This window comes from Aedoeadaptatus urinae, assembly GCF_900155585.1.
Lineage (GTDB): Bacteria > Bacillota > Clostridia > Tissierellales > Peptoniphilaceae > Aedoeadaptatus > Aedoeadaptatus urinae.
This window is the reverse complement of the sequence record NZ_LT707418.1, coordinates 630,749-656,296: the sequence shown is the minus strand read 5'-3', so window position 1 is coordinate 656,296 and position 25,548 is coordinate 630,749. Positions and strand designations below refer to the sequence as shown.

The following is a 25,548-nucleotide window of genomic DNA, read 5'->3' as shown; positions in this document are numbered from 1 at the left end:
AAAACAAGCCTTTTACGGGACGGTTTTAATTGCAATGGAGAATGGATTATGTTAGGATAGTAATGTTATTGATAGATTGTTTGGATCGAGGAGGTGTTAGTTTGACTACTTTTTTGAGCATCATCGTCGCATTATCGGCGATTGCCACTATTTGTGCCGTCGTCGTACAGGAATCCAACCAAGTGGGCTTGGGTACCTTGGACGGTAGCTCCCCGTCGTCGGAATGGGGCTCCAATCGCGGGACGAGTCGTAAGGATATGCTGAAGCGTATCACCGTTGTTTCGTCGATTATCTTTTTTCTTTCGACTATTATTTTAATTGCACTTACGAAATAACCAGGAGGAATCATGGATTATAATATTTTATTCATTGCTCCCGTTATCGGCGTTATAGCTATTTTATTCGGTCTGATGAAATCTTCCTACGTAGGAAAGCAAGACCCGGGTAATGAACGGATGAAAGAAATCTCCGGCTATATCCACGAGGGAGCTATGGCCTTTTTACAACGTGAGTACAAGGCGCTGGTCGTCTTTGTCGTTGTATTGGCCGCCGTTTTACTTTTTGCCATCGACTGGCGCACCGCCGTGTGCTTCGTCGTCGGCGCGACATTCTCCGTTGCCGCCGGCTACATCGGCATGAACACGGCGACGAAAGCCAATGTTCGCACGGCACAGGCTGCCCACAGCCACGGCATGGGCAGAGCCCTGGACATCGCCTTCTCCGGCGGTGCCGTTATGGGTCTTGTCGTCGTCGGCTTAGGTATTTTAGGGATTTCCGTCTTCTACCTTTGGTTCGGCGATGCAAGCATCATCACAGGCTTCTCCTTAGGGGCATCCTCTATCGCCCTCTTCGCCCGTGTCGGCGGCGGTATCTATACCAAAGCGGCCGACGTCGGTGCCGACCTGGTCGGTAAGGTCGAAGCGGGTATTCCGGAAGACGACCCGAGAAACCCCGCCGTCATCGCCGACAACGTAGGCGATAACGTAGGCGACGTGGCGGGCATGGGCGCCGACCTGTTCGAATCCTATGTCGGTGCGTTACTTTCCGTCATCACCCTTGGCTTCGTCGCATTCGAAGACAAAGGCATTCAATACGGTCTTTCCATTGCCGCCGTCGGCATCGTGGCATCGATTATCTCCATGTTCTTTGTCAAAGGGGACAAGAACCCGCAAAAGGCGTTAAACATCGGTACCTATGTGGCATCGGCAATCACCATTATCGTGGCAGGCTTCTTATCTCATAAAATTTTCGACAGCCTCGCCGTCTTCTGGCCCGTTATTATCGGCGTCTGCGTCGGCTTGATTATTTCCAAAATTACCGAATACTACACCGCAGCCGAATACAAGCCCGTTCAACGGATCGCTCACGAATCGGAAACCGGTGCTTCTACAAACATTATCGCCGGTCTTTCCGTAGGCATGATGTCCACCGTCGGCCCGATTATCGTTTTGGCTATCGGCATCATTGCGGCATACTCCCTCGGCGGCGGCCATGAAAATGCCGTCATCGGCTTATACAGCATCGCCCTGGCAGCGGTAGGTATGCTGGCTACCACAGCCTCTACCATCGCCGTCGACGCTTACGGCCCCATCGCCGACAACGCCGGCGGTATCGCCGAAATGTGCGAGCTCCCCGAAGGCGTCCGCGACATTACCGACTCCTTAGACGCCGTAGGTAACACCACGGCAGCTATCGGCAAGGGCTTCGCTATCGGCTCCGCAGCCTTAACGGCACTTTCCCTGTTCGTATCCTACATTCAGGCAACGGGCCTTGCAGGCATCGACATTTCCAAGCCCTCTGTTATCGCAGGGACCTTCATCGGCGGCATGCTGCCCTTCGCCTTCTCCGCTTTAACCATGAGCGCTGTAGGTAATGCGGCCACGGCGATGATCGAAGAGGTTCGTCGCCAATTCAAAGCCATCCCCGGCATTATGGAAGGGACGGCTACCCCCGAATACGCTAAATGCGTCGACATCTCCACCACCGCTGCATTAAGAGAAATGATCGTTCCCGGCGTCATCGCCGTCGTCGTTCCCTTGATCGTCGGCTTCTGCTTAGGTACGGAAGCGTTAGGCGGCCTGCAAGCAGGTGCGTTGGTTACCGGCGTCTTAATGGCAATCTTTATGAGTAATGCCGGCGGCGCTTGGGACAATGCAAAGAAATTCATCGAAGGCGGCGCCCACGGGGGCAAAGGCTCCGATGCACACAAAGCGGCCGTTACCGGCGACACCGTCGGCGACCCCTTTAAGGACACGTCCGGACCGAGCTTGAACATCTTAATCAAATTGATTACGATCGTATCCTTGGTCTTCGCACCCCTCTTTGTACAATTCGGCGGCATGTTTATGTAGTCGATCTCACTCGATCAAATGATTAGGCAACTCGCTTCGGCGAGTTGTTTTTTTTGTGCGAAAAAGGGCCGCGAAGGGTATATTGAAAGCAAGATAAAATGTCGGAACAAAGAAAGAGGTGGAAGATGAAAAAGAGAAATGTGTTGGCCCTGGCCCTGGCCCTTTTGGCCCTGCCGTCTATGGCCTTTGCCCAAAGAAATGTGAAGCTGAAGGTAAACGGAAAGCCGGTGGTGTCGAAACCCGCCGCCTTTATTTCCTCCGATCGCACCATGGTCCCTCTGCGCTTCGTCGCCGAGGCCCTGGACTATCAAGTGCTGTGGGACGAGGAAAGTCGCGACATCCTTCTGACGAAGATGAATTTCGATACGAACAAACCGGAGCAAGCCATTTACCTGAAGCCGACAGAGAAGAACGTCGTCGTACTGAATAAAGAGGACGTGGCGTCGGCTTACGACATGTCGACGAAGTTAGATTTTCAGATGAAAGAGATAGCGTCTCTCTTAGAGAGAGGAAAGAAGCTGCCCTTGGAGGTTGCGCCGGTCATTAAAGAAGACAGGGCCTTTATTCCTCTTCGGGCCGTGGTGGAACTCTTCGACCAAAAAATTTCCTGGGACGGAAAGACCTATACGGTGTCCATCGAGGGGAAGGTGGCGAAGACCGACGAGGAAATTGCCGGTGCATGGATGTACAGCAAATTGCCTGCGGAATATAAAAAGCCGCCCTTTAAGTTGATCGACTGCTCTCATGAGGGCAGCGATGCTTTGATAAAGAAACATATCTACGCCTACGATGTCATCGAGGATCATCCGGATCACATCGTGACCGTCGCCCGCTACCGCCTGGATTTAAACAAGAGCGTCTTTTACAAATACGACGTAGTGAACGATGTGTGGGTACGAGATCCTGAGCTGAATAAGTAAACGAAACGCCCTCTTAGGAGGGTGTTTTTATGCGGCGAATTCGATTCATTTAGAGAAAAGAAGGCGTGCTTTCTGATGTTGACATTCTTTGACTTTAAACGTATACTGAAATCAGATAGGAGGCATTTATGGCACGTCTTAGCAATCATATCGAAGATTATCTGCGGGCCCTTTTGCTGGAAAGGGAAGGGCAGATCGAAATAAAGAGAAATGTTTTGGCGGCACATTTTAATTGTGCCCCCAGCCAGATTAACTACGTCCTCACCACCCGCTTCACGCCGGTGCAGGGTTTTTTTGTGGAATCCCGAAGGGGAGGCGGCGGCTTTATACGCATCGTTCAGGTGGAAATCAAAGACGACGCCCGCTTCTACGAGCAGCTCACGGAAGCCGTGGGGGAAAGCATCACTCAGTCCAAGGCCAATCAGATTTTGGACACCCTCTTGGAGGCGAAATACGTGACGGAAAACGAGCACCGACTCTTGGGCATCGCCCTGTCCGATCGCTCCTTGGCCGTTGCGTCGGATAAGCGAAACGCCGTGCGGGCGGATCTGTTGCAAAATATTTTGCTCGGGATCTTTTCATAAGGAGGTGCGCCATGCTTTGTGAACACTGTCATGAAAATGAAGCGAAGATCAGCTACACCATGGTGGAGGGAAATGAAATGAAACAAATGCAGGTGTGTCCCGCCTGTTTTCAGGAATTTCTGGCCAAGCAATTTCCCTCGTCGCAAATTCCGCCCTTGGATATTCAGCCCATGATTCAGGAGCTGCTCTCTCTGTTTCACGGAAAAGACGAGGACGCAGAAGACGACAGGATCTGCCCCGTCTGCGGCCTCAGTTTAAAGGAGTTTCGCAAGACGGGCATGTTCGGATGCGACAACTGCTACGATACTTTTTCCGAAGAGCTGAATGCCCTTCTGCCTCGCATGCAGGGGGCGGATCGCCACGTAGGCGCCATGCCCGAGGCCTTTAAGCGGGACCGGGAGGCGTCGGAGAAGGAGCAGGCACTGAAGGACCGCCTGGACGCCGCCGTGGCCGACGAGCGCTACGAGGACGCCGCCCTTTTGCGGGACGAGATCAAGGCATTGAAGGAAGAGCGCCATGGATAAGGATCAAATTCTACTCACATCCCGCATCCGTTTGGCGAGAAATATTCAGGGCTATCCCTATCCCGGCGCCATGACGCAGGATCAGGCGAAGGAGCTGCGGGAGAAGATCACCGACGCCCTTCACGCGCACGAGGAGCTTTGGACCCTTTACGATTTAAAGGACGGGTCTCTGAAAAATCTCTACGATTTGGAAGAAAATTTAATCAGCGCATCGCTCTTAAAAAACAGAGATAGGGGCGCGTACTTTCTCGGCAAGGATCATCTGTCCGTGATGATGATGGAGGAGGATCACCTGCGGATTCAGGCCATGGACAAGGGCTTTCACTTAGACGAAGAGTACGAGACCGTGGCGAATTTGGCGCGCTTTTTCGAAGAGAAGCTCCCCGTGTCTTACGACGAAGAGCTGGGCTATTTAACGGCCTGCCCCAGCAATGTGGGCACGGGCTTAAGAGCCGGCTGCATGCTGCACCTGCCGGCTCTGGACACCTTGGGCATGGACAAAATCGAGCGCTCCGTGACCCGCATGGGCTTCGTGCTCAGGGGCATGCGTGGGGAAGGCTCGAAAATCGTGGGCCATATGTATCAGCTTTCCAACGAGCGCACCCTGGGCCTCAGCGAAGAGGATTTTTTAAAGCGGGCCAAGTCCATTTCACAGGAAGTGGCGGCTCTGGAGCGCATTAAGCGCAAGGAAATGTATCTGGATCACCTCATCGAGCTGGAAGACATGGCGCGGCGCAGCTACGGCATATTGCGCAACGCCCGCATCATTACTTTCGAAGAGACCATGCTTCATCTGAGTCACATGAAGCTGGGGATCGATCTGTCCGTATTAAAACCCATGCGGGACTTCGATCTCTACGATGCGGTGATTCACATGGGCAAAGCCCATTTGCAAATGGAGCGGGAAAGCTTTCTCGACGACAGGAGCAGCAATATTTACCGCGCCAACAAGGTGCGTCAATTTATAAAGGAGGTTTTTTAATGGCAATGTTCGGAAAATTTACCGAAAAAAGTCAGCGGGCCATGGTTTTCGCCCAGTCGGAAGCCAGAGCCCAGGGCCATTCATATATAGGAAGCGAGCACATTTTGCTCGGCATTTTAAAGGAACCGGGAGGGGCATCCTCCATTCTGGGTCAGGTGGGGATTAATTACGAGCGGGCGAAGGGCGCCATCGCGGAAATCGTCTCGCCGGAAGATTCGAAGGTCACATCCCTCACCTACACCCCGCGGACGAAAAAGATCTTCGAGTTGGCCCTGGAGATCGCCAACGAGCTGGGCCACAATTACATCGGCACGGAGCATTTGCTTCTCGCGATTTTGCGTGAAGGCAAGGGCGTGGCCGTCCTGGCTTTAAGAAATCTGGGCATCGACATTGCGATGCTGGAGCGAAGCATTTACGCCGCCATTCGAAAGGTAGACGGCGGCGAGGAAGGCGACGAAATCGAAAGCGCCTTGGAAGAGTTCGGCTACAATCTAAACGACCGGGCACGCCAAGGCAAGATCGATCCCGTCATCGGCAGAAAGGACGAAATCGAGCGCATCATCCAAGTCTTGGTGCGCCGCACGAAAAACAATCCCGTCTTAATCGGCGAGCCCGGCGTGGGCAAGACCGCCATCGCCGAAGGATTGGCTCAGCGCATCGTGGAAGGCAATGTGCCGGAAATTATTAAGGACAAGGAGATCTACACTTTGGACGTCTCCGCCCTCATCGCCGGGGCCAAGTACCGCGGCGATTTCGAAGAGCGGCTGAAAGACGTCATCGCCGAGGTGGAAGACAGGGAAGACGTGATTCTCTTTATCGACGAAATCCACGTGGTCATCGGAGCCGGCGGCGCGGAAGGGGCCATGGACGCCTCCAATATTTTGAAGCCCTCCCTTACCAAGGGCGAGCTGCAAATTATCGGCGCCACCACCATCGACGAGTACCGCAAGCACATCGAAAAGGACACGGCCTTCGAGCGCCGGCTCATGCCCATTATGGTGGAAGAGCCTTCCGTGGAGGATACGATTCTGATCTTAAAGGGCATTCGGGATAAGTACGAAGCCCATCACAATGTAAAGATCACCGACGAAGCCTTGGTTGCGGCATCGGAGCTGTCCCATCGCTATATTAACGACCGCTTCCTGCCCGACAAGGCCATCGACCTCATCGACGAGGCGGCCAGCAAGCTGCGGGTGGAAAATTTCAACAGCCCCAACGCCTTAAAGGAATTGGAAGACGAGCTGAAGAAGCTGTCCAAGGAAAAGGAAGAAGCGGTGAACTCCCAAAACTTCGAGGAAGCGGCCAAGGTACGCGACGAAGAAAAGCGGGTACGAGAAGCCCTGGACGATGAAAAGAAGCATTGGGACAAGGAAAAGCGGGTTCAAAACATGACCGTGGACGAAGAAGAAATCGCCGAAATCGTCAGCAAGTGGAGCGGCGTGCCCGTGACCACCATGAATGCGGAAGAGAGCGAGCGGCTGGTCCATTTGGAAGACGAATTAAACGGACAGGTCATCGGCCAGCCCCAGGCGGTGGAAGCCGTCTCCCGTGCCATTAAGCGGGCGCGGGTGGGCTTAAAGAGCGCCGACAAGCCCATCGGCAGCTTTATCTTCGTGGGCCCCACCGGCGTGGGCAAGACCTATCTGGCCAAGAGCCTGGCGAAATCCCTCTTCGGCGACGAAAGCGCCATGATTCGCGTGGACATGAGCGAGTATATGGAAAAGCACACCGTCTCCCGATTGGTGGGCTCGCCTCCGGGATATGTTGGCTACGACGAGGGCGGTCAGCTCACGGAAGCCGTGCGCAGAAAGCCCTATTCCGTCGTGCTCTTCGACGAAATCGAAAAGGCCCATCCCGACGTGTTTAATATTCTGCTTCAGATCTTGGACGACGGCCGCCTCACCGACGGTCAGGGCCGCACCGTGGATTTTAAAAACACGGTACTGATCATGACCAGCAATGTGGGCGCCACCCTTTTGAAGAAGCAAAACACCATGGGCTTCGGCGCCCCGGACGAAGGCAACGTGAAGGGCTACGACAAAATGGTGGAAACCATTCAGGGCCGATTGAAGGAAACCTTCCGCCCGGAATTTTTAAACCGCATCGACGAAATCATCGTCTTTAAGTATTTGGAAAAAGAACAGGTACGGGAAATTGTGGAGCTGATGCTTCGGGATTTGAAGACCCGCCTGGAAGACAACGATTTTACCGTCACCTTTACCGACGCCGTGGTGGATTACATCGGCAAGGAAGGCTTCGACGAAGAATACGGCGCCCGCCCCTTGGTGCGCTCCATTCGTAAAAACATCGAAGACCGACTGGCCGACGAAATCCTATCCGGCCACGTGCACAAGGAAAGAGCTATCCACGTGGATGTGGAAGGGGAAGGACTGAGCTTTGAAGAAGAAAAAATAGCGGAGACCGTGGGCAATGAAGCATAAGGCCTATCGCTGCACGAGCTGCGGCTACAAAAGCGCGGGCTATTTCAGCAAGTGCCCCAACTGCGGAGACTGGAACACCTTCGAAGAAGTGGCGGAAGAGAAAAAATCCGGCGGGCGGGCGAAGGCCCAACGCACGGCCCAAAGGTTAATCGACGTCTCCGGCGAATCCAAGCGGCGGCTGAAAAGCGGCATGGAAGAATTCGACCGGGTCATGGGCGGCGGAATCGTGGAAGACGGGGTGAGTATTCTGGCGGCGAAACCCGGCGCCGGAAAATCCACCATCCTCTTTCAAATCGCAAACGCCCTGGCGAAAGACGGCCACCGGGTGCTCTACGCCTCGGGAGAAGAGAGCGAGAGCCAAATTAAAATGCGGGCGGAGCGCATCGCCCCCGCCATCGCCGACAATATCTGGATCTACTCCGGCACCTCCATGGACGACGTGTGCCGCTGGATCGACGACGTGGACGCCGACATCATTATTCTGGACAGTATTCAGACCTTTACCTTGGAGGAATTTCCCGCCCGGGCCGGTACCCCCACCCAAACCATGGAGTGCGCCAATCGCCTGGTGGACTTGGCGAAGAATCCGAAAAGCCCCAAAGTCGTCTTTATCGTGGGCCAGCTCACGAAGCAGGACTCCCTGGCCGGCGTGCGGGCATTGGAGCATTTAGTGGACACGGTGCTTTTCATCGACCACGAAATGCAGGACGAGCTGCGCATTTTACAGGCGACGAAGAATCGCTTCGGCTCCACCGGGGAAATGGGCTTTTTCAAAATGACCGAGGCGGGCATGATCTCCATCGACAATCCCTCCGCCCACTTTATGACGGAGCGTGCGGCGGGGAGCGAAGTGCCGGGCAGCGCCATGTGCATCGTGCGGGAAGGCACGAGGAGCATGATCGTGGAAATCGAAAGCCTGGTGTCCAAAAGCTTCACCCCCTATCCTCAACGCATATCCGAATGTTTGCGGCGGGAACAGCTGGGCGTGCTCCTCTCTATTTTGGAAGAGCGGGGAGGCATGGGCCTCTACGACAAAAACGTGGTGGTGAAGACCACGGGGAATCTGAGGTTAAAAGAAGGGGCCGCCAATTTAGGCACCCTGCTCTCCATCGCATCGGCGGTAACCGATCGCCCCATCCCCGCAAACACATTATTTATCGGCGACGTGGGCCTTACCGGCGAGCTGAAGCAGGTGCCCGCCATGACGAACCGCATCAAAGAGGCCGTGCGCATGGGCTTTAAAACCATTTACACGCCGCCCCTTTCCGCCGATAAAAAAATCGAAGGCATTACCCTACGAGAGCGCCGGCTCTTATCCGACGTGATCAAGGATCTTTTAAAATAAAGGATGATAACATGAACAATATGGATCAAATTGCAAATTCATCGTCGAGCACGAGCACGGCGCTCTTTGCCGGCATCGGCATCATTACCGTTATCGCCTGGTGGAAATTTTTCTCCAAGGCGGGATACGCAGGCATCCTGGCCATTATTCCCATTGTGAACTTGGCCGTAGCGTCGAAAATCGTCTTCGACAGCTACTGGTACACTCTGCTCTTCATCATTCCGGGAGTGAACGCCATTTACGGCGCCGTTCTTACCTACAAAATGATGAAATACTTCGAATGCGGCGATCTCCTCGCCGTCCTCGCCATTTTCTTCCCCTTCATCATGCTCTTTCCCGCCTTCGGCAGAAACGAGTATCACGGACCGGCGAGAAATTATTAAAGGGAAGGCCCCAATGTGCGCACACCCGCGCCGTCAAACAAGCGACACCTCGGTGTCGTTTTTTTTTTTTTTTGGAATAGAAGAAAAAAATACCGATTTTATTACCGAAGGATAAATCAATAGACCACGGCGCTCTTTTCGGGTATCTATAAGTAGAGTGAGATTTCCCCAGTGACAAAAAGGAGTTGTCTATGAAGCTTTCAAAATTAATGAAACTGTCCGCCCTTTCCACTTTTACGCTTATGGGTGGCGGCGGCGGATGCTGCAGCGTTGCTTCCGATGTAAAGCCCCACAGCGAGCTTGCGGCGGAAGAAGCGGCCATGAATTTGGTCAGAGACGTGGCGAGCGGCGGCTACGATCTGATTTCCACGGAAGACATTAAAAAGAGATTGGACGCGGGAGAGGACATGGTCATTATCGACACCATGCCCGAGGATTCCTACCGCAAGAACCACATTCCCGGCGCCCTCGGCGCGGTGCTCCCCGGCACCATGGAGGATGTGGATCCCGAACGTCGTGGGGCCTTCGTCAAAGCCCTGGGCGATGACAAGGACAAGCCCGTCGTTATCTACTGCGGCCGCGTCAGCTGCTACCGCTCCCATGTCGGCGCCTTAATCGCCAAGGAAGAAGGCTTCACCCACGTCCTGCGCCATCCCGGCGGAATCGACGCCTGGCTCGAAGCGGGATATAAAGCAGAAAGCAAATAAATTATATATTGCGAAGCCCTTATTCGACGACGAATGGGGGTTTTTGTGTTTCATTTTTCGGATGAATCGAGGCGAAGAACGGCGTATAGAAAAAACAAATAGAGAAAGAAATGCCATTAGAAAAAACAATGGGAAAGCGATTTACAAGCCGTTAATAATCAGGTATTCTTAAATTAATACAAGGAGGTATTTTTATGAAATTAGGAAAGCTGTTCACCATTACTGCACTGTCCGCAGCCCTTTTAGTAGGCTGTGCCGGCGGTGGCGGAAACAATGAAGCCAAAGCCAACAACGGCGGCAACGAAGCAAAAGAACCGCCGAAGGTAGAAATGAAAGATCTCCCCGGTACCGCAAGAGACGGTAGCGAAATCGAAATCGAAAAAGCTTCCATGAAGCTTGTAAAAGCTGCTGAAGAAGGCAAGTACAAAATGGTCGATACGGAAGGCCTGAAGAAAATGATCGACGAAAAGCAAGACATGATTATCGTCGACACCATGCCCGCAAAATCTTACAAAGCCAATCGGATCCCCGGCGCTGTCAATGCTGAACTTCCCGTCACCATGGACGAAGTAAAACCGGAACAAAAAGAAGCATTCCTTAAAGTGCTCGGCGACGACAAGGCCAAGACCATTGTTCTCTACTGCGGTTTCGTCGGTTGCGAACGCTCCCACGTCGGCGCTTTAATCGCTCAAGAAGCAGGCTACACCAACATTATTCGTCAACCCGGCGGCATCGGCGCTTGGTTAGAAGCAGGCTATCCCATCGAAAGCGACAAGTAAATCCTAAAAGCTGAAAAGAGTCGGCAGGAGCCGGCTCTTTTTGTGTGCGAAAGTCTTGAGCCCCAATCAGTTATTGCCCGTAAAGCATTGAAAAATCGTCGGGGGGGGGGTATAATGAAAGCAAAGAAAATCACAAATTCTTTTGCTGCGACCATTGATTACAGATAATTTTATGTAGATTGTCAGCACAGCTTCATAAAAAACATCAGTGTGTGGGATTTTCTTTTCCATGCTACAGTGCTATAATCGATTATGAGAAAAGGAATTGATCTTATGAACCGGGTCAGTGAACCGAGAATCCCGGTAGCAAGAAGGCTGCCTCACGTGCGGCATGGATGAAAACGCAAAGGAAAGTAGCTATTGTCTAAATGTGAAATACAATTTAGACATCTCGGGTTTAACATTGAAGTTACAGGAGGGAAATAATGGTAGAGAAGAAAACTCTCGGAAGATATTCCACGTTCACGAAAATTTTTTATTACATATGGTTCGTCTTATCCGCACTGGGGATCGCCTCGATGTTTAAGGATGTGTTCGTGGGCCATATCGATGCACGCAACATTGTGTTTCAAATATTTTTCTCTATTCTATTGCTAATTGCAGGGTTCGCATTTCGTAATCTACACTTTCTTCTTAAAGGCGTTCTTGAGAAGGGTGAGTTTTCTTTTATATACCTGTATAATCTTTTCTCCCTTGTAAAGACGACGATTGGTGTTGTCTTCTTCTATGGCTGTATAGGTTATGAAGGCGGGGGCGTCGGTTTGGAGCGAATTGATTTGAGTCCGGATATGATCTTGACCCTTGCCTGTCTTGTTTTCCTTCTGATTGTTTTCGATCTGTTTTTCGTTTATCGGGATATGGTTCAGGACAAGTAATTGGAAGATCTTCAAAGGATCCGCCGTTTTCTTTTCTCGGTACACTTCTGTTTTTAAAGGCTCTATAATATCCGTTGGGGAGTAACCTCCTCAACGGATGTTTTTGTGCAAAAAGATAGCACTTGTTTTCCCAATAGCCTAAAATTAAATCACCACAAAATAATAAAGGGGGAAAACAAGTGCGAAATCATATTACTACATTACTTTTAGGAATCCAAGATGTTGAGGTTACTGGTGTAGCAGAAGAAAGAAGTTTTATAGTCATCGATTGCAAGCCCGTTCATGATAGAGTATGTCCTCATTGTGGCTCATCTCATGCGTGGGTACACGATCATAGGGAGCAGGTGCTTCGGGATGCGCCGATGCAAAGTCTTTCATGTACTATCTCCTTGTCATTCCATTTATCAATAGATTATCCCCAAAAGAGCCTTCCTAAAATATACATGTAAAAATACTTACTAAGCATTTTTAGCACATTTCCTCCTGAAAGACCATATTCAAGAGCGATAAGATAAAGATGTGGGACGATCAACAAAAACAAAACAACGAGTATTCCAATGTCCTTGTCTACCAATAAAATGCCGTAGAAGATAAGGAGTAGAGACAGCCAGTATATAATGCCTGTCATAAACCACGAAAGAGCCACTGTATCTGAACCAAAAGGCGTTCTTACCGGTACATTACGAGGAGAACCTTCAATGCTTAGTGTCCAATACATTAAGACGAGGAGCACGACAAAGCCCAAGTAGAACAGAACCATTCGTTTATTGGGGCTTATATTCTGTTTACATTTTTTGATGAAGTTCATGGTACAACTCAACAACCGTTATTTCTATTTTCTCGTACAAAATATGCTCTTATCTTTCTGGGCATCCATTTTTTCATAGAATTCCTCCTTTAAATGTTTCTCTATACTCTTTCTATTGTTTTTAGTGGCGTCAAACGCCCAAACTTGCTCCATCTTTTCTACGTCACCCTCTCTTATTGTTATTATAATAACATCTTCTATGAGGATTTTATTTATATAAGATTTACTTGTCAAGGTTTCTCTGCAATTATGTTGTTGTTTTTAGCTAGTTAATTAAAAAAAGTTTTATAATAGTATTTTTTTGGTTGTTTTTGCTGTTTTGTAAGCGAATGGCAGGTGGCACATCGTCACGGATCCCTGGCACTGAATCAGATGCTGAAAGCAAAAAGAAGTCTAGTTTTCACTAGACTCCCCAATGGTTGACATAAAACCTTTTTAAACGGAGTGATTGAATGAAATCAACAGCAAAATAAAAAGGCAGGGAACGAATAGGTTCTCTGCCTTTGTTTATTTCTTTCGGATCCAATGTTCTTCCGTGGCCTCGTCGGTAATGGGCGTCGTTGCCACGAGCTCGAAGTCTTCTTTCAGGGAGGGGATCTTCACATCGCCGCCGGAATGAAAGTTCACCCGGGTAATATAGGCCTCCTTCACGCGGTGAAAGAGGCTTTTTATAATGCCCGCGCCGCCGACGAGATGGATTTTCTTATCGCCGTAGGCCTTCAGCTTTTCGTCCAGCTCCTCTTCCGAGGAGAAGTAGAAGAGGCCTTCCTCATCGGGAAAATTTTGCCTTGTCATGACGCCGGTCATGCGATTGGGAAGCTTGCCCGCATCGTCCAAGGTCTTTCTGCCCATAAGGATCACCTGTCCGGTGGTGCGGGCCTTGAAGCGGGCCAGGTCTTCGGGAATGAAGGTAATCTGCTTGCCGTCTTTGGCGATGGCGTGATCCAAGTCGGCGAGGATGAGGAGAATCATCGGATGGTCTCCACATCGGCGCTCATTTCGGCGGGGTGGAGGCGTTTCAATTCCGCCCGGGCCCGATCAGGCGTTTCGGAATAGATTTTAAGCACCCCCGGCGTGGCGTCGTGGCGCAGGAGATTTTTGTCCAGGAGATCTCGGCGCAGGCCCGTGATCAACAGATCGAAGACGTCGATTTTATTTAGATTTCTGACGAGACTGTGTTCCAAAAATTTTTCCATGGCGTCGGCCTGGGTGGAGAAGGAACCGTCCACCACGGCCAGGGTATCGAAGGGCGTGTCCTTTAGCTCATCGATTTTTTCGGCGAAGGTGTTGTAGAAATCCGCGTCTAAATGATGGCCGCCGCGGAAGTCTTCCTCTTCCAAGGGCAGCTGTACCGTGGAGAGGGAGGCGTTTTGCGAATCGAAGGCCGCCCGATAGGCGTTGGTGGAAAATTCCGCCTCCGTGCCGAGGAGCAGCACGGTCTTGCTCTTGCTCAGGCGATCGGCCTGTTCCGCACATTTTTCCGGCAGATGGAAGTCGTCCAGGGGACGGAAGCTGCGACTGCCGTAGAGATGGGGGGCGATAATGGAATACTTCGCCGAACGTCGCTTCGTTTCCTTTGCCAGATCCAGCCAACGGGGCTCGTCCCTGAGAAGGTCTACGACGAAGAGGTGCTCCTTTGGGAAGTGGTTGCGAATGACGGGGATGAGCTCGAAATCCTTCGAGTTCACGGTGTAGAAGAAGATGGGCAGATTTTGCCGGTGCTCGAAAAAGGGAATGGCATTTTTTTCCTTGCCCGTCACTTTCTTTTCGTAATCCAATTCCATGCGGTCCTTGGTGGTGCGGTATTTGGATTTCGGCGCAAAGCCGCATTTTTCGTAAAAGGCCCGGGCGGAGAGGGGACCTTGGGCGGTGATGAGATCGTCCTTTTCCAGACGGGTTTCCAAGAAGCGAATCATTTGCTTGCCCAGGCCCTGACGCCGCTTGTCGTAGTCCACGAGGATTTCCGACAGGTGGATGCCCTCTTCGGTTTTTTCCGTGACCATGACGCCGATTAAAGCCTCGTCGTCGAAGAGACCGTAGATGATTTTGTCTCTATCCCAGGTTTTTCTCGCCTCGTCGAAGGCTTCGTCGTAGGGATTATAGAGAATGTGCTTCCTTAAGGCGATGGCCTCGTCGTGGGCCGGGGAATCGTAGGGAATGGTGTTCATGTAAATGGTCATATCGTCCTCCAAAAAAATACAGAGGTCACCCCCTGTATTTTACTTAGTCATCTGTCGCCGTCTGACCCACTTCCGAAAAGTGATAGGTCCAATGGGTGTGGGCGAGAAAATCTTTCAGTTCTTCAATTTTGTTTTCCCGGAAGAGATCCGTAATGTGGGAGTGCTGCGCATTGGTTTCGTGTAAGAGCTTTTGCAGCGCCTCGTTGTTGTCCAGCTCGTGACCTTGGCGAATAAAGCGCCGTTGAAGGCGATCGATGGTCTTGATCAGGGTTTCGTTATTGGACTTTTCAATGTAGATGTCATGGAAGCGCTCCTGCAGGACGAAGTATTCGTCGTATTGGTAGCGGTCGATGTGGAAATCCATGAGCTCTACCAGGTCGTCCATGGATTTCAGATCTTCATTGGTTAAATTGCCGGCGGCCAGCTCCGCAGCCAAGGCATCCAAAGGCGCCAGAATGCGATAGATATCTTCCCCTTCCTTCTTGGTCAGGGGCTTGACCCGGAAGCCGCGTCGGGGAGCGGAGTCCAAAAAGCCGTCGGCGGCCAATTGAATCAAGGCTTCTCTGACGGGGGTGCGGGAAATATTTAATTGCTGGCAAATATCCTGTTCGTTTACTTTTTCGTTTGAATTTAGCTTGCCGAGACGAATTTGTTCGGCGATAAAATTATAGACGTGGTCTTTTAATGATAAAAATTCCATCTCGTAACCTCCTTAAGAGACTTTCTGTGAATACAATAATAACATTAGGAAAAAACAATGTCTACAATTTTCACAACTGTATACAAAACCTCTTTGTATAAAACGGACCGAGCTTTTTTTCGCCGTGAAAATGCATCCGAAATGTCGGCGCGGCGGGGCTCCTATGGTATAATTACTTTTCAAGGGGGAAGAAATGGAGAAAGAATTTATCTTAATCGACGGGAAAAAAATTGCCGTCGTCGATACCCGCGAGGGCGAGAACGTGGCCTTTGTCCTCCACGGCTGGGGCGCGAATATTGAATCGGTCATGCCCATCGTCAACAGCTTAAAAGACCGCTACCGGGTCATCGCCTACGACAGCTTGGGCCACGGCGCCAGCGATGCGCCCGACGAGGTCATCGGCGGCGACGATTACGTGGCGCTGTTAAAAAAGATATACGACTACTACGGCGTGAGCCGCGCCACCTGTATCGGCCACTCCTTCGGCGGAAAGACCTTGAGCGTCTTCGCCGCCCTCTATCCCGAAAGGGTGGACAAATTGGTGTTGGTGGATGCATCCGGCGTTCTGCCTAAGCGTTCTTTTTCCTATTATCGAAAGGTCTACACCTTTAAATTCCTCAAAAATATGTACAGGCTCTTGTTTTTCTGGCAGGACACGGAAAAGGCCATGGCGCGCTTTTACAAGAAATTCGGCTCCGACGATTACAGGGCGGCGGATGGAATTATGCGCAAGGTCTTTGTCAAGGTGGTGAACGAATCCACGGAAGAATATTTCTCCCGGATTCAGGCGGACACCCTTTTAATTTGGGGCGACGAAGACGACGCCACGCCGCTTTCCATGGCCAAGGTTTTCGAGGAAAAAATTCCCGAAGCGGGCCTCGTCGTGCTAAAGGGCGGCCACTTCAGTTACTTAGACGCCTACGGTCAATTCGACGCCGTGCTGCGTTCATTTTTATAAGGAGTTATCCATGTATCATTCAGTTTCATTCGTGATCTTTATGGCCATTTACCTGGCGCTGAGCTTTGCTCTCTACAGGGTCTTTAACGAACGGGCTCTCTATCCTTTGCACATGCTTCAGCTGGAGGGCTACAACGAAGGGGAATACAAGGCTTGGATCGCCGCGAACAGGGAAAAGATTAAAGCCTTTCGCTACGCGCCCACGTCGGAAAAGACGCCTTTGGTGATGACGGATCGGGCGAAGCGCCTCTTCGGCACGCACCGCCTGTTAAATCGCATGCTTCTACTCGTGGCCCTCGCCGCCGCCGTGGCCGCTTACGGCCTGTCGCCGACCCTGGCGGCATTGGTCTTTGCCCTTCTCTGCGTGGGGATTTATTATTTCCAATACGTCGTATTGATTTACGCCAATCGGATCAATTATCCCAAGGAAATGAAAATCAATCAGGGCTTTTACGATTCGGCGCAAAAAAAGGTGCGGGACTTAAAGGAAAAGGGCCTGCAGGTCGTGGGGATTACCGGGAGCTTCGGCAAGACCTCCACGAAATTTATTACTTCCACGGTGCTGGAGGAGGCCTTTGTGGTGCAAAACACGCCCTCGTCCTACAACACGCCCATGGGCCTTTCTAAGGTCATTAACAACGAGCTGGACGAAAAGGACGAGATCTTCCTCGCCGAGCTGGGGGCCAAGGAGCCCGGGGAAATCGCCGAAGTGGCGGAGCTGGTACAGCCTTCCATCGGCATCATCACCGCCATCGGGCCCACCCACATGCATCTCTTTAAGACCATCGAAAACATTCAAAAGACCAAGTACGAGCTCATCGAAGCCTTGGCCGATGACGACATCGCCATTTTCAATTACGACAACGACTACGTGAAGCCCTTGGCGGACAAGACGAAAAAGCGCACCATTCGCTACGGCATGGAAGAGATCGACAAGCTCGACGTCTACGCCAAAGACATCGCCGTTCACGAACGGGGCAGTTCCTTTACCCTGGGCTTTAAGGACAAGGGCGAGGTGAAGGCGGAAACCAAGCTTTTAGGCAAGCACAATATTTCCAATCTCCTCGCCGCCGCAAGCGTAGGCTATGTGCTGGGCATGGAGCCTGAGGCCGTAGCTCGTGGTATCAGTAAGGTAGAGCCGGTGGAACACCGCCTGAACATCGTCGACGGCGGCACGGGGATTATCGTCATCGACGACGCCTTTAACTCCAATCCCGTAGGCGCTCGGGCGGCCCTGGACGTGCTCGGTCAATTCGAAAAGGGCAAGAAGATTATCGTCACGCCGGGCATGGTGGAGCTAGGCGATATGGAAGAGGAAGAGAATTACAAGCTGGGAAAGGAAATCGCAGGAGTTTGCGACGTAGCTATCCTCGTGGGCAAAAAGCGCACGGCGCCCATTCAAAAGGGCCTCTTGGATGCAGGCTTTGATGAGGGCAATATGATCGTGGCCAAGAGCTTAGACGAAGCCACGGCTTCCTTGGGCCATGTGGCCGTCGTCGGCGACGTGGTGCTCTTCGAAAACGACCTGCCCGACAGCTACGACGAATGATTTAGGAAAAGCGGCTTTCGAGCCGTTTTTTCTTTTGTCTTTTTTACGGAATCTTAACGGTTCTTTATTATTCCCGCCGCCGTCTATGATAGAATAAAAAAAAGAACGACACGAAGGGAGACGTTTATATGAAAACAATCGCTGTATTTTTCGGCGGACGCAGTGTGGAACACGAGGTCAGCGTCATTACGGGCATGCAGGTGATCGAAAATTTAGATAAATCCAAATATGAGGCCGTGCCCGTCTACGTAACCAAGGACGGAAAATTTCTCGGCGGCGAAAGCCTGTCGAATTTCAAAACCTTCAAGGAAGGCAATTTCGACGACGCCTTCGAGGTGTATTTTAAGGCCGGCGGCGACGGCAAAATTTACAAGCAGGTGGAAGACAAGGGCGGCCTCTTTTCCAAGGGCGGCTTAAAAGAAGAGGTCTACGCCGACGTGGACATGGTCTTCGTGGCCCTTCACGGCACCTTCGGCGAAGACGGCTCCATTCAAGGCTACTTCGACACCATGGACATCCCCTACATCGGCTGCTCCACCCTGTCCGCCGCCGTAGGCATGGACAAAAAGATTATGAAAGACGTCTTCCGCGCCCACGACATTCCCGTGATGGAAGGAATCTGCTTCTACCGTCGTCAGTGGCGGGAAGAAAAAGAAAAAGTGAAAAGCGAAATTGAAGCATTAGGCTATCCCGTCTTCGTGAAGCCCGTGAATCTGGGCTCCTCCATCGGCATTACCAAGGTCAAGGATCCCGAAGATCTCGACGATGCCATGGATCTCGCCGCAAGCTACGACCGCAAGCTTTTAGTGGAAAAGGCGGCGGAAAATCCCCGGGAAATTAATTGCGCCGTCCTGGGCTATGCAGGCGATGTCATCGCATCGGCACTGGAAGAGCCCGTGGGCTGGAAGGATCTCTTGAGCTTCGAGGATAAATACGTCGGCGGCGGCAAAAAATCCGGCCCGAGCAAGGGAAAGAATGCGAGAAACTGCCCCGCCAATGTGGACGAGGACTTAAAGAAAAAGATCGAGGAACTGGCGAAAGGCGCCTTTACCGCCATCGACGCCTGCGGCACGGCGCGGATCGATTTTCTCGTCACGGAAGCGGGCCCTGTGGTCAACGAAATCAACACCTTGCCCGGCTCCATGGGCTTTTATCTCTGGGAGCCCGAGGGCATTTCATTCGCAGAGCTCTTGGACAGAGTCATCGAATTAGGTGAAAAGCGGGCGAAGGAGCGAAAGGACACCACCTTCAGCTACGAATCCAATTTATTTACGAAAACCACCTACGGAAGCAAGCTGTAAGCCAAAGGAGGCATTATGACCATTCGAGACCGGGTATTGGAAGCCCTGGAAAAAACCGACGGATTGAGCAAACGGGAAATTTTCCGGGCCCTGGACGTCAACGACAATCTGCAAAAGGAAATGAAGGGCCTTTTAAAGGACATGGTAAAAGACGGCACCCTTTACCGGGACGAGGATAAAAATTATCACGTCAGCGTCCGCGCCGGGCTCATGACCGGCACCTTCGAAGGCAATGACAAGGGCTTCGGCTTTTTCGTTCCCGACGACGAGGATGAGGAGGATCTATACATTCACCGGACCAAGGTGAACTCCGCCATGAACAAGGACCGGGTGCTGGTGGAAAAGATTCCATCCAAGGATCCGGATAAAGGCGGCGAGGGCCGCGTCGTCACCGTTCTCGAGCGGGCCAATCAACGGATCGTCGGCGTCTACGACGACGCCATACGCTTCGGCTTCGTCATCCCCGACGACAAGCGGATTCCCGACGACATCTTCATTCCGAAGAAATGGAAAAACGGCGCCGAGGACGGCCAAAAGGTCGTCGTGGATATTGAAAAATATCCCGAGCCCAATAAAAAGGCCGAGGGAAAAATCGTGGAGGTCCTGGGCTATCCCGACGACAAAAACGTGGACATTCTCTCCATCGCCTACGCCATGGGCCTGGATCTGGAATTTCCGCAGGATGTGTTGGAGGAAGCCGAAGCCATTCCCCAAAAGGTCAGCACCTCCGCCGTGGCGGGCAGGGAAGACTATCGCGACGTGCCCACCTTCACTATTGACGGCGCCGATTCCAAGGACTTCGACGACGCTCTCAGCGTGCGCCCCTTAAAAGAGGGCCGCTGGGAGGTAGGCGTACACATCGCCGACGTGGCGGAATACGTGCGTGCGGGCAGTCCCTTGGACCGTGAGGCCCTACACCGGGGCAACAGCGTCTATCTTTTAAGCGAAGTGCTGCCCATGCTCCCCGAGGCCTTGTCCAACGGCATCTGCTCTTTAAACGAAGGGGTGGACCGCCTCTGCCTAAGCGTCATCTTCGAGCTGGACGAAAAGGGCAAGGTATACAATTTCCACATCGCCGAGACGGTGATCAACAGCGACCGCCGCTTGGTCTACACCAATGTCAGCGACTTTTTGGAAGACGGACGGATCGACGATTCCCTCAAGGATCTGACGGAAGAGCTGACGATTCTTAATACCATTGCAAAAAATCGCCGCAAAATGCGGGATAAGCGGGGCAATATCGACTTTTCCTTCGAAGAGCCCGCCATTGAGCTGGATGCCGACGGCCACCCGATTCATATCGGCCTGGTGGACCATCGGGACGCCAACGATTTAATCGAGGAATTTATGCTCCTCGCCAACGAAACCGTGTCGGAGGTCTATCATAAAAAGAAGCTGCCCTTCCTGTACCGGATTCACGAAGAGCCCGACGCTGAAAAGCTAACCCTTTTAAATGCGGTGATCCGTCCCTTCGGCTACCACCTGGATCTCACCAAGGACATTCATCCCAAGGATATTCAAAAGCTGACCCAAGCCTGCAAGGGAAAAGACGAAGAAGAGCTGATTCAAACCATGGTGCTCAGGAGCATGCAAAAGGCCCGCTACAGCGAGGAGCTCGCCGGCCACTTCGGCCTCGCCGCCAAGTACTATTCCCACTTCACCTCGCCCATTCGCCGCTATGCGGATTTAACCATTCACCGGGTCATTAAGCAGGATTTAAACCACGTCCTGGACACGAAGCTCATCGATCTGTATCAAAAAACCTTCCCGGACATCGCCGATCACATTTCCGCCACGGAAAAAATTGCTCAGGAAGCGGAACGCAAGGTGGTGGATGTGAAGATGGCTCAATACATGGCCGATCACATCGGCGAAAGCTTCGACGCCAAGGTGTCGGGGATCACGTCCTTCGGCATTTTCTGCGAGCTGGAAAATACGGTGGAAGGGCTTATCGGCTACGCCTCCATGGACGACTTTTATCGCTTCGACGAGGATCACTACGTGGCCGTGGGCGAGCGGACGAAAAAGACCATTCACATGGGCGATCCCATGCGCATTGTCGTGGCCGGCGCCGATCCCATTCTGGGACGCATCGACTTTCAATTAGAGGAGGAGGCCCGTGGCTAAAAAGAAAAACAACGGACCGGACAATTTGGCCAACAACAAAAAGGCCTTTCACGAATACCATATCGAAAACACCTACGAGGCGGGCATCGCCTTAAAGGGGACGGAGGTTAAGAGCATTCGCAAGGGCAGCGTCGCCATTAAAGAAGCCTACTGCTCCATCGAAGGGGGAGAGATATTTATCGAAGGCATGCACGTGGCGCCTTACGAGCAGGGGAACCGCTTTAATATGGATCCCCTGAGAAAGCGCAAGCTCCTCATGCACAAAAAAGAAATCGACCGGCTGGCCAGGGCCACGGAGCGGGAGGGCTACACTATCGTGCCCTTAAACGTGCACCTGACCCGCGGCCGGGTGAAGGTGTCCATCGCCGAGGCCAAGGGCAAGAAGCTACACGACAAGCGGGAAGCCATGAAGAAGCGGGACATCGAGCGGGACATGAAGCGCTACGTGGACAGGTAATGTTTTAATCTCCTTTCTTTCGGATATCAATCTATTAAGCAATAGTTTACGGAAAGAAAAGGAGTTATATATGACGAAAAAAATCGGTTTAATCGTAGGATCATTAAGAAAAGAATCCTGGAACAGAAAAGTCGCCGAAAAAGTGCAAGCCATGTTCCCGGAAGGATACGAAGCGGAATTTATCGAAATCGGCGATCTGCCCCTCTATAACGAAGACTTTGAAAAAGAAAAGAACGAGCCCGAAAGCTACGCCCGCTTCCGCAAGGAAGTGGAAGAGAAAGACGGCTACATCTTCTTTACGCCGGAATACAATCGCCTCTGCGCACCGGCCATTAAAAACGCCATCGACGTGGCGAGCCGCCCCTACGGCAAGAGCAAATGGGGCACCAAGCCCGCCGCCGTCGTAAGCGCCAGCGTCGGCGCATCCGGCGGCATGGCTGCGAATTTCAGCTTGAGACAAAATCTGATTTTCGTCGACCTCATTCCCCTACAACAGCCGGAGGTCTATCTGTCCTCCGTCCACGAACTCTTCGAAAAGGACGGAGCATTGGTTAAAGACACGGAAGCTTTCCTGCAAAGCTTCGTCGACGCCTTTGTCAACCACGTAAACCGCTTCTAAAGGAGAATCAAAGAGCCTGCTTGTGCAGGTTCTTTTTTTTGTGACTTGAATTTACAATCTAAGTGCTACAAAAAACCCTCTCGAGGACGACGCTCGAGAGGGTTGCGTTTCATTGTAAGGTTTTAAGCCTCTAATTTCGGGCGGGAGGCATTTTCCAAGGCGGCCTTTAAGCTGTTTTCTATTTTTTCCAGTTCCACTTCGGCCTTGGCTCGATTTTCTCGGGCCCGATCGTGGATTTTAATGGAGTCTTCGATGGTGGCGATCAATTCGTCGTTGACCTTTTGAAGGGTTTCCACGTCGATGGTGGAGCGCTCGGCTTCTTCCGCCACATCCAAAGTCGTTTGTTTCAATTTTTCGGCATTTTTCCTCAGCAGCTCGTTGGTGGTATCGGAGACTTGTTTTTGCATGGCCAGCACTTGGCCTTGCTTTTGCGTTCCCAGGGCGATGACCATTTGCGATTTCCACAGAGGAATGGTGTTGGTAATGGCATCGGTGACCTTGTCCACGAGGAGCTTGTCGTTGTTTTGAATGAGCTTAATTTGCGGAGCCGTCTGAATGGCCACGGTCTTCGAGGTTTTTAAGTCAAAGATTTTCTTTTCGAAGCGATTCACCGCATCGTCAAAGTCCTTGACCACCTGCATGGCCATGGGATCGTCCGCATTTTTTGCGTCTTCGTAGAGCTTCGGCAACACGTTTTCGCGGCACTCGGCGATTTTTTCTTCCCCGGCGAGAATGTAGTATTGCAGCTCGCGGAAATAGTCCACGTTTTTGTCGTAGAGCTTGTCGAAGACGCCGATGTCTTTCAACAGCTCCATGCGGGCGCTCTCCAACTGCGCTTGAATCTTGTCGACGTGGCTTTCCACCACTTCATAGCGGGCGATGAATTTTTCAATGGAACGTTTGGTTTTTTTTACGAAGGAAAGCTTGTCCATGAAGGATTCCCCTTCCAAGGATGAAAAATCCAAATCTTTCACGTTGAGCATCAGATCCGACATCATTTCGCCAACGTCGCCGGCATCCTTCGACTTCACTTCCGAAAGGATTTGAGCGGAAAATTGCGCCACACCCTTTTGTGTATCGGAACCGTAGACGGCGAGGGATTGAGAGTCTCTGAGATCGATGGCATCTTTTAGGGCATCCACGCGGGCGCGCTCCTCGGGACTCAATCGGGCCGGGGTTTCTTCCGCCTTAACGGCGAGAGCTTGGGTGTCGATGTCGGATTGATCTCGAATGGGCTCTTGCATTAAACTGTCCAGGGTGATTTCATTGGTGTCTGACATAAGCGTCTCCTTCCTGCAATTATTTTACGGCGTTCATTAATAGCAGCATGGTGTCGATGTCTGGCATGGACATGACATTGGTGATTTCGGGGGCGAGGCCGGGAATCGGATAGAGATCGGCGGAACCGGTGCCTGAGACGACGGTGCGAAAGCCGTGGTTTTTCCAGGCCATTTCTTGAACCTTCGGGTCTTTAAGGGCCTTTAAGCCCACGTCGCCCTTTTCGTTTAAAGACAGATAGACGTGGGAGGACCACACCGTGGGTTCGGGGTAGAGGATGTAGATTTGATCCTTCACCTGCGCATAAATATCGGGGTCGGTCTTTGAAAATTCCAGGAGTTGATTTTCGTAACCGGCGATGATCGGGTAGGCGCCCAAGCCTTGCTTTAGGAACTGGTTAAACATATCCGCCGAGGAGGCGGGCATATAGCCGATCACCTTATAGATCTTCTGCAACTGAGGAATAATCGCCTGTGCGTCGTCGGCATTCACCGGGCGGTTGCCGTTTAAGGCGTTGGCCAGCAGGCCGAGAAACATATTACCGGAATTGGATTTATTAGGGTCCGTCGTATCCACGAGGACGTTGCCGTAAAGCTGGGGCAAGCCCAGATCGGCCCAGGTGGTATCGGCGGCGATAAGCTTGGCGAGTTTCTCCATGTTTACATAGTGGACGGATTCCCGCTCCGTAACGATGCCGTTTTGTTTCAAGGCGTCGACGACGGCTTTTCTCGAATAGAGGACGATGGGCGTGTTAAAGACGATGTCGTCGGATTGGGCTCGCCGACCTTCTTTCTTAAAGAGCTCGCTCGCCAATTGGCTGGCGGGAAAGAGGTAGTCCTGCTCGTCGAGAGAGCCCTGCACCATGTCGAAGGAACCGGCCTTTCGATAATCCATGGTGAGCCCATACTGTTTTTGAATATAGTCTTTGAATTCTTCACTTTCGAACAGGCCGATTTTTTCGCCGCCTAAGAGGCCGGTGAGGGCGATTTGTTGAGGTTTGGACTCGCGAAAAAACACGTAGCCGCCGGCGAGGGCGATGACCGCCAGTAAAATGATTAATCCGCGGAATCGTTCTTTCATTTCTGTTCACCTCCCAGCTTCAACGTTTTTTCCAAAAGCTCCGTCTCGATTTCCAAATCGGTGATTTGATCCTCGTAGTAACCGTCCCGCTGCTTTGCGTAAACTCTGCTTAATAGCGCCAAGGATTCATCCGTCTTTTTCTCGATCTCGAGAAATTTTTCCGAAGACACATTTCCTCGCTTCAGGCTCAGGTAATTATTGATGATTTTTTCTCCCGTGTTTAAATAGTATTCAAGAAAGTAGCGAGATGCGGAGATGGCCTTCGGATGTTCTTTTAAGTAGCCCATAATATCTTTGCCCGTGGCGACGAGTGCCATGGCTTTTTCGCGAATGGCCGGATTTTCAATGGCGTGGGCGGAGGATGCCATGGTACGCAGATGGACGATTGATGCGTCGTACAAAGCCTTTATCTCTTCGCCGTTGGCGATAGCCTCCAGTTCCACGTCGCCGATTTTTTGCTTCGGCTTCGCCAGGTAGTAGACGCTGAAGTAGGTGCCCACGGAAAGGCCGGCCGACACGAGAATCGGCCACTTCAGGACCGGAAAGAGGAGCATAAACAAAAGTACCGATGCGCTGACACCGAAAAAGTTTTGTCGCATA

At 51.7% G+C, this 25,548-nt stretch carries 26 protein-coding genes; 19 read left to right on the top strand and 7 right to left on the bottom strand.

Annotated features, from left to right (window positions below; all coding sequences use genetic code 11):
- Positions 1-101: 101 nt before the first annotated feature.
- The 13 genes from secG (at position 102) to BQ7397_RS09600 (ending at position 12,340) form a co-directional block, all read left to right on the top strand.
- Positions 102-335, top strand: a complete 234-nt coding sequence (gene secG / locus BQ7397_RS08365; protein ID WP_077075620.1) for a preprotein translocase subunit SecG — start codon at positions 102-104, stop codon at positions 333-335.
- A 12-nt stretch (positions 336-347) separates the two neighbouring features.
- On the top strand, positions 348-2,351 hold the full coding sequence (locus BQ7397_RS08360) for a sodium-translocating pyrophosphatase (protein WP_077075619.1): 2,004 nt from the start codon (positions 348-350) through the stop codon (positions 2,349-2,351).
- 125 nt (positions 2,352-2,476) lie between these two features.
- Positions 2,477-3,271, top strand: a complete 795-nt coding sequence (locus BQ7397_RS08355; RefSeq protein WP_077075618.1) for a copper amine oxidase N-terminal domain-containing protein — start codon at positions 2,477-2,479, stop codon at positions 3,269-3,271.
- 128 nt (positions 3,272-3,399) lie between these two features.
- Positions 3,400-3,855 (top strand): CtsR family transcriptional regulator, encoded by a 456-nt coding sequence (locus BQ7397_RS08350; RefSeq protein WP_077075617.1) that lies wholly within the window; start codon positions 3,400-3,402, stop codon positions 3,853-3,855.
- A gap of 11 nt (positions 3,856-3,866) precedes the next feature.
- Positions 3,867-4,379, top strand: a complete 513-nt coding sequence (locus tag BQ7397_RS08345) for a UvrB/UvrC motif-containing protein (protein WP_077075616.1) — start codon at positions 3,867-3,869, stop codon at positions 4,377-4,379.
- Positions 4,372-5,361, top strand: a complete 990-nt coding sequence (locus BQ7397_RS08340; RefSeq protein ID WP_077075615.1) for a hypothetical protein — start codon at positions 4,372-4,374, stop codon at positions 5,359-5,361. The genes BQ7397_RS08345 and BQ7397_RS08340 overlap by 8 nt, the downstream gene beginning before the upstream one ends.
- Positions 5,361-7,802, top strand: a complete 2,442-nt coding sequence (locus BQ7397_RS08335; protein WP_077075614.1) for an ATP-dependent Clp protease ATP-binding subunit — start codon at positions 5,361-5,363, stop codon at positions 7,800-7,802. Before BQ7397_RS08340 ends, BQ7397_RS08335 begins: the two co-directional genes overlap by 1 nt.
- Entirely contained in the window at positions 7,792-9,147 is a 1,356-nt protein-coding gene (locus BQ7397_RS08330; RefSeq protein ID WP_077075613.1) for a DNA repair protein RadA, read from the top strand. The genes BQ7397_RS08335 and BQ7397_RS08330 overlap by 11 nt, the downstream gene beginning before the upstream one ends.
- An 11-nt stretch (positions 9,148-9,158) precedes the next feature.
- Positions 9,159-9,530 (top strand): DUF5684 domain-containing protein, encoded by a 372-nt coding sequence (locus BQ7397_RS08325; RefSeq protein WP_077075612.1) that lies wholly within the window; start codon positions 9,159-9,161, stop codon positions 9,528-9,530.
- Positions 9,531-9,721: 191 nt separating this feature from the next.
- Entirely contained in the window at positions 9,722-10,237 is a 516-nt protein-coding gene (locus BQ7397_RS08320; protein ID WP_077075611.1) for a rhodanese-like domain-containing protein, read from the top strand.
- Between the two features lie 194 nt (positions 10,238-10,431).
- On the top strand, positions 10,432-11,016 hold the full coding sequence (locus tag BQ7397_RS08315) for a rhodanese-like domain-containing protein (RefSeq protein ID WP_234970595.1): 585 nt from the start codon (positions 10,432-10,434) through the stop codon (positions 11,014-11,016).
- Positions 11,017-11,441: 425 nt separating this feature from the next.
- Complete coding sequence (locus BQ7397_RS08310) at positions 11,442-11,891, top strand: hypothetical protein (RefSeq protein ID WP_077075610.1); 450 nt, start codon at positions 11,442-11,444, stop codon at positions 11,889-11,891.
- A 179-nt stretch (positions 11,892-12,070) separates the two neighbouring features.
- Positions 12,071-12,340 carry a transposase family protein gene (locus tag BQ7397_RS09600; protein WP_470207157.1) on the top strand — a complete coding sequence of 90 codons (270 nt, stop codon included), beginning with the start codon at positions 12,071-12,073 and terminating at the stop codon, positions 12,338-12,340.
- Here the strand turns inward: BQ7397_RS09600 and BQ7397_RS08305 are convergent.
- From BQ7397_RS08305 to BQ7397_RS08285, 4 genes are all read right to left on the bottom strand, one after another.
- The gene (locus tag BQ7397_RS08305) at positions 12,304-12,699 is read right to left on the bottom strand and encodes a hypothetical protein (RefSeq protein ID WP_077075609.1); all 396 of its coding nucleotides are present in this window, start codon (positions 12,697-12,699) and stop codon (positions 12,304-12,306) included. The genes BQ7397_RS09600 and BQ7397_RS08305 overlap by 37 nt on opposite strands.
- Positions 12,700-13,206: 507 nt before the next feature.
- Complete coding sequence (locus BQ7397_RS08295) at positions 13,207-13,671, bottom strand: dihydrofolate reductase (protein ID WP_077075607.1); 465 nt, start codon at positions 13,669-13,671, stop codon at positions 13,207-13,209.
- Positions 13,668-14,879 (bottom strand): GNAT family N-acetyltransferase, encoded by a 1,212-nt coding sequence (locus BQ7397_RS08290; protein ID WP_077075606.1) that lies wholly within the window; start codon positions 14,877-14,879, stop codon positions 13,668-13,670. Before BQ7397_RS08290 ends, BQ7397_RS08295 begins: the two co-directional genes overlap by 4 nt.
- A gap of 43 nt (positions 14,880-14,922) precedes the next feature.
- Positions 14,923-15,579 (bottom strand): GntR family transcriptional regulator, encoded by a 657-nt coding sequence (locus tag BQ7397_RS08285; protein ID WP_077075605.1) that lies wholly within the window; start codon positions 15,577-15,579, stop codon positions 14,923-14,925.
- A 193-nt stretch (positions 15,580-15,772) separates the two neighbouring features.
- On the opposite strand from BQ7397_RS08285, the gene BQ7397_RS08280 reads away from it, so the two are divergent.
- The 6 genes from BQ7397_RS08280 to BQ7397_RS08255 all read left to right on the top strand — a co-directional run bounded on the left by BQ7397_RS08280 (position 15,773) and on the right by BQ7397_RS08255 (position 22,590).
- Positions 15,773-16,537 carry an alpha/beta fold hydrolase gene (locus BQ7397_RS08280; protein ID WP_077075604.1) on the top strand — a complete coding sequence of 255 codons (765 nt, stop codon included), beginning with the start codon at positions 15,773-15,775 and terminating at the stop codon, positions 16,535-16,537.
- Between the two features lie 10 nt (positions 16,538-16,547).
- Positions 16,548-18,086, top strand: coding sequence for a UDP-N-acetylmuramoyl-tripeptide--D-alanyl-D-alanine ligase (locus BQ7397_RS08275; RefSeq protein ID WP_077075603.1), 1,539 nt, complete (start codon positions 16,548-16,550; stop codon positions 18,084-18,086).
- A 128-nt stretch (positions 18,087-18,214) separates the two neighbouring features.
- The gene (locus BQ7397_RS08270) at positions 18,215-19,387 is read left to right on the top strand and encodes a D-alanine--D-alanine ligase family protein (RefSeq protein WP_077075602.1); all 1,173 of its coding nucleotides are present in this window, start codon (positions 18,215-18,217) and stop codon (positions 19,385-19,387) included.
- Between the two features lie 15 nt (positions 19,388-19,402).
- The gene (gene rnr / locus BQ7397_RS08265; protein ID WP_077075601.1) at positions 19,403-21,514 is read left to right on the top strand and encodes a ribonuclease R; all 2,112 of its coding nucleotides are present in this window, start codon (positions 19,403-19,405) and stop codon (positions 21,512-21,514) included.
- Entirely contained in the window at positions 21,507-21,971 is a 465-nt protein-coding gene (smpB, locus tag BQ7397_RS08260; protein WP_077075600.1) for an SsrA-binding protein SmpB, read from the top strand. The genes rnr and smpB overlap by 8 nt, the downstream gene beginning before the upstream one ends.
- 70 nt (positions 21,972-22,041) lie before the next feature.
- Positions 22,042-22,590, top strand: a complete 549-nt coding sequence (locus BQ7397_RS08255) for an NADPH-dependent FMN reductase (RefSeq protein ID WP_077075599.1) — start codon at positions 22,042-22,044, stop codon at positions 22,588-22,590.
- A 122-nt stretch (positions 22,591-22,712) separates the two neighbouring features.
- Here the strand turns inward: BQ7397_RS08255 and BQ7397_RS08250 are convergent, their stop codons facing one another.
- From BQ7397_RS08250 to BQ7397_RS08240, 3 genes are read right to left on the bottom strand one after another with little or no spacing between them, the layout of a single operon-like run.
- Complete coding sequence (locus tag BQ7397_RS08250) at positions 22,713-23,870, bottom strand: toxic anion resistance protein (protein ID WP_077075598.1); 1,158 nt, start codon at positions 23,868-23,870, stop codon at positions 22,713-22,715.
- Positions 23,871-23,889: 19 nt separating this feature from the next.
- Positions 23,890-24,948, bottom strand: a complete 1,059-nt coding sequence (locus BQ7397_RS08245; RefSeq protein ID WP_077075597.1) for a hypothetical protein — start codon at positions 24,946-24,948, stop codon at positions 23,890-23,892.
- Entirely contained in the window at positions 24,945-25,547 is a 603-nt protein-coding gene (locus BQ7397_RS08240; RefSeq protein WP_077075596.1) for a 5-bromo-4-chloroindolyl phosphate hydrolysis family protein, read from the bottom strand. Before BQ7397_RS08240 ends, BQ7397_RS08245 begins: the two co-directional genes overlap by 4 nt.
- Between the last annotated feature and the right edge of the window lies 1 nt (position 25,548).

Bases quoted from the DNA above. Each gene is read 5' to 3' on its own strand.
- BQ7397_RS08340 (WP_077075615.1), top strand. From the start codon at position 4,372: ATGGATAAGGATCAAATTCTACTCACATCCCGCATCCGTTTGGCGAGA.
- BQ7397_RS08355 (WP_077075618.1), top strand. From the start codon at position 2,477: ATGAAAAAGAGAAATGTGTTGGCCCTGGCCCTGGCCCTTTTGGCCCTG.
- BQ7397_RS08320 (WP_077075611.1), top strand. From the start codon at position 9,722: ATGAAGCTTTCAAAATTAATGAAACTGTCCGCCCTTTCCACTTTTACG.
- BQ7397_RS08255 (WP_077075599.1), top strand. From the start codon at position 22,042: ATGACGAAAAAAATCGGTTTAATCGTAGGATCATTAAGAAAAGAATCC.
- BQ7397_RS08275 (WP_077075603.1), top strand. From the start codon at position 16,548: ATGTATCATTCAGTTTCATTCGTGATCTTTATGGCCATTTACCTGGCG.
- BQ7397_RS08295 (WP_077075607.1), bottom strand. From the start codon at position 13,671: ATGATTCTCCTCATCCTCGCCGACTTGGATCACGCCATCGCCAAAGAC.
- BQ7397_RS08350 (WP_077075617.1), top strand. From the start codon at position 3,400: ATGGCACGTCTTAGCAATCATATCGAAGATTATCTGCGGGCCCTTTTG.
- BQ7397_RS08315 (WP_234970595.1), top strand. From the start codon at position 10,432: ATGAAATTAGGAAAGCTGTTCACCATTACTGCACTGTCCGCAGCCCTT.
- BQ7397_RS08305 (WP_077075609.1), bottom strand. From the start codon at position 12,699: ATGAACTTCATCAAAAAATGTAAACAGAATATAAGCCCCAATAAACGA.
- BQ7397_RS08360 (WP_077075619.1), top strand. From the start codon at position 348: ATGGATTATAATATTTTATTCATTGCTCCCGTTATCGGCGTTATAGCT.
- BQ7397_RS08290 (WP_077075606.1), bottom strand. From the start codon at position 14,879: ATGACCATTTACATGAACACCATTCCCTACGATTCCCCGGCCCACGAC.
- BQ7397_RS08285 (WP_077075605.1), bottom strand. From the start codon at position 15,579: ATGGAATTTTTATCATTAAAAGACCACGTCTATAATTTTATCGCCGAA.
- BQ7397_RS08310 (WP_077075610.1), top strand. From the start codon at position 11,442: ATGGTAGAGAAGAAAACTCTCGGAAGATATTCCACGTTCACGAAAATT.
- BQ7397_RS08240 (WP_077075596.1), bottom strand. From the start codon at position 25,547: ATGCGACAAAACTTTTTCGGTGTCAGCGCATCGGTACTTTTGTTTATG.
- BQ7397_RS08245 (WP_077075597.1), bottom strand. From the start codon at position 24,948: ATGAAAGAACGATTCCGCGGATTAATCATTTTACTGGCGGTCATCGCC.
- BQ7397_RS08270 (WP_077075602.1), top strand. From the start codon at position 18,215: ATGAAAACAATCGCTGTATTTTTCGGCGGACGCAGTGTGGAACACGAG.
- BQ7397_RS08280 (WP_077075604.1), top strand. From the start codon at position 15,773: ATGGAGAAAGAATTTATCTTAATCGACGGGAAAAAAATTGCCGTCGTC.
- BQ7397_RS08335 (WP_077075614.1), top strand. From the start codon at position 5,361: ATGGCAATGTTCGGAAAATTTACCGAAAAAAGTCAGCGGGCCATGGTT.
- BQ7397_RS08325 (WP_077075612.1), top strand. From the start codon at position 9,159: ATGAACAATATGGATCAAATTGCAAATTCATCGTCGAGCACGAGCACG.
- rnr (WP_077075601.1), top strand. From the start codon at position 19,403: ATGACCATTCGAGACCGGGTATTGGAAGCCCTGGAAAAAACCGACGGA.
- BQ7397_RS08345 (WP_077075616.1), top strand. From the start codon at position 3,867: ATGCTTTGTGAACACTGTCATGAAAATGAAGCGAAGATCAGCTACACC.
- BQ7397_RS08250 (WP_077075598.1), bottom strand. From the start codon at position 23,870: ATGTCAGACACCAATGAAATCACCCTGGACAGTTTAATGCAAGAGCCC.
- BQ7397_RS08330 (WP_077075613.1), top strand. From the start codon at position 7,792: ATGAAGCATAAGGCCTATCGCTGCACGAGCTGCGGCTACAAAAGCGCG.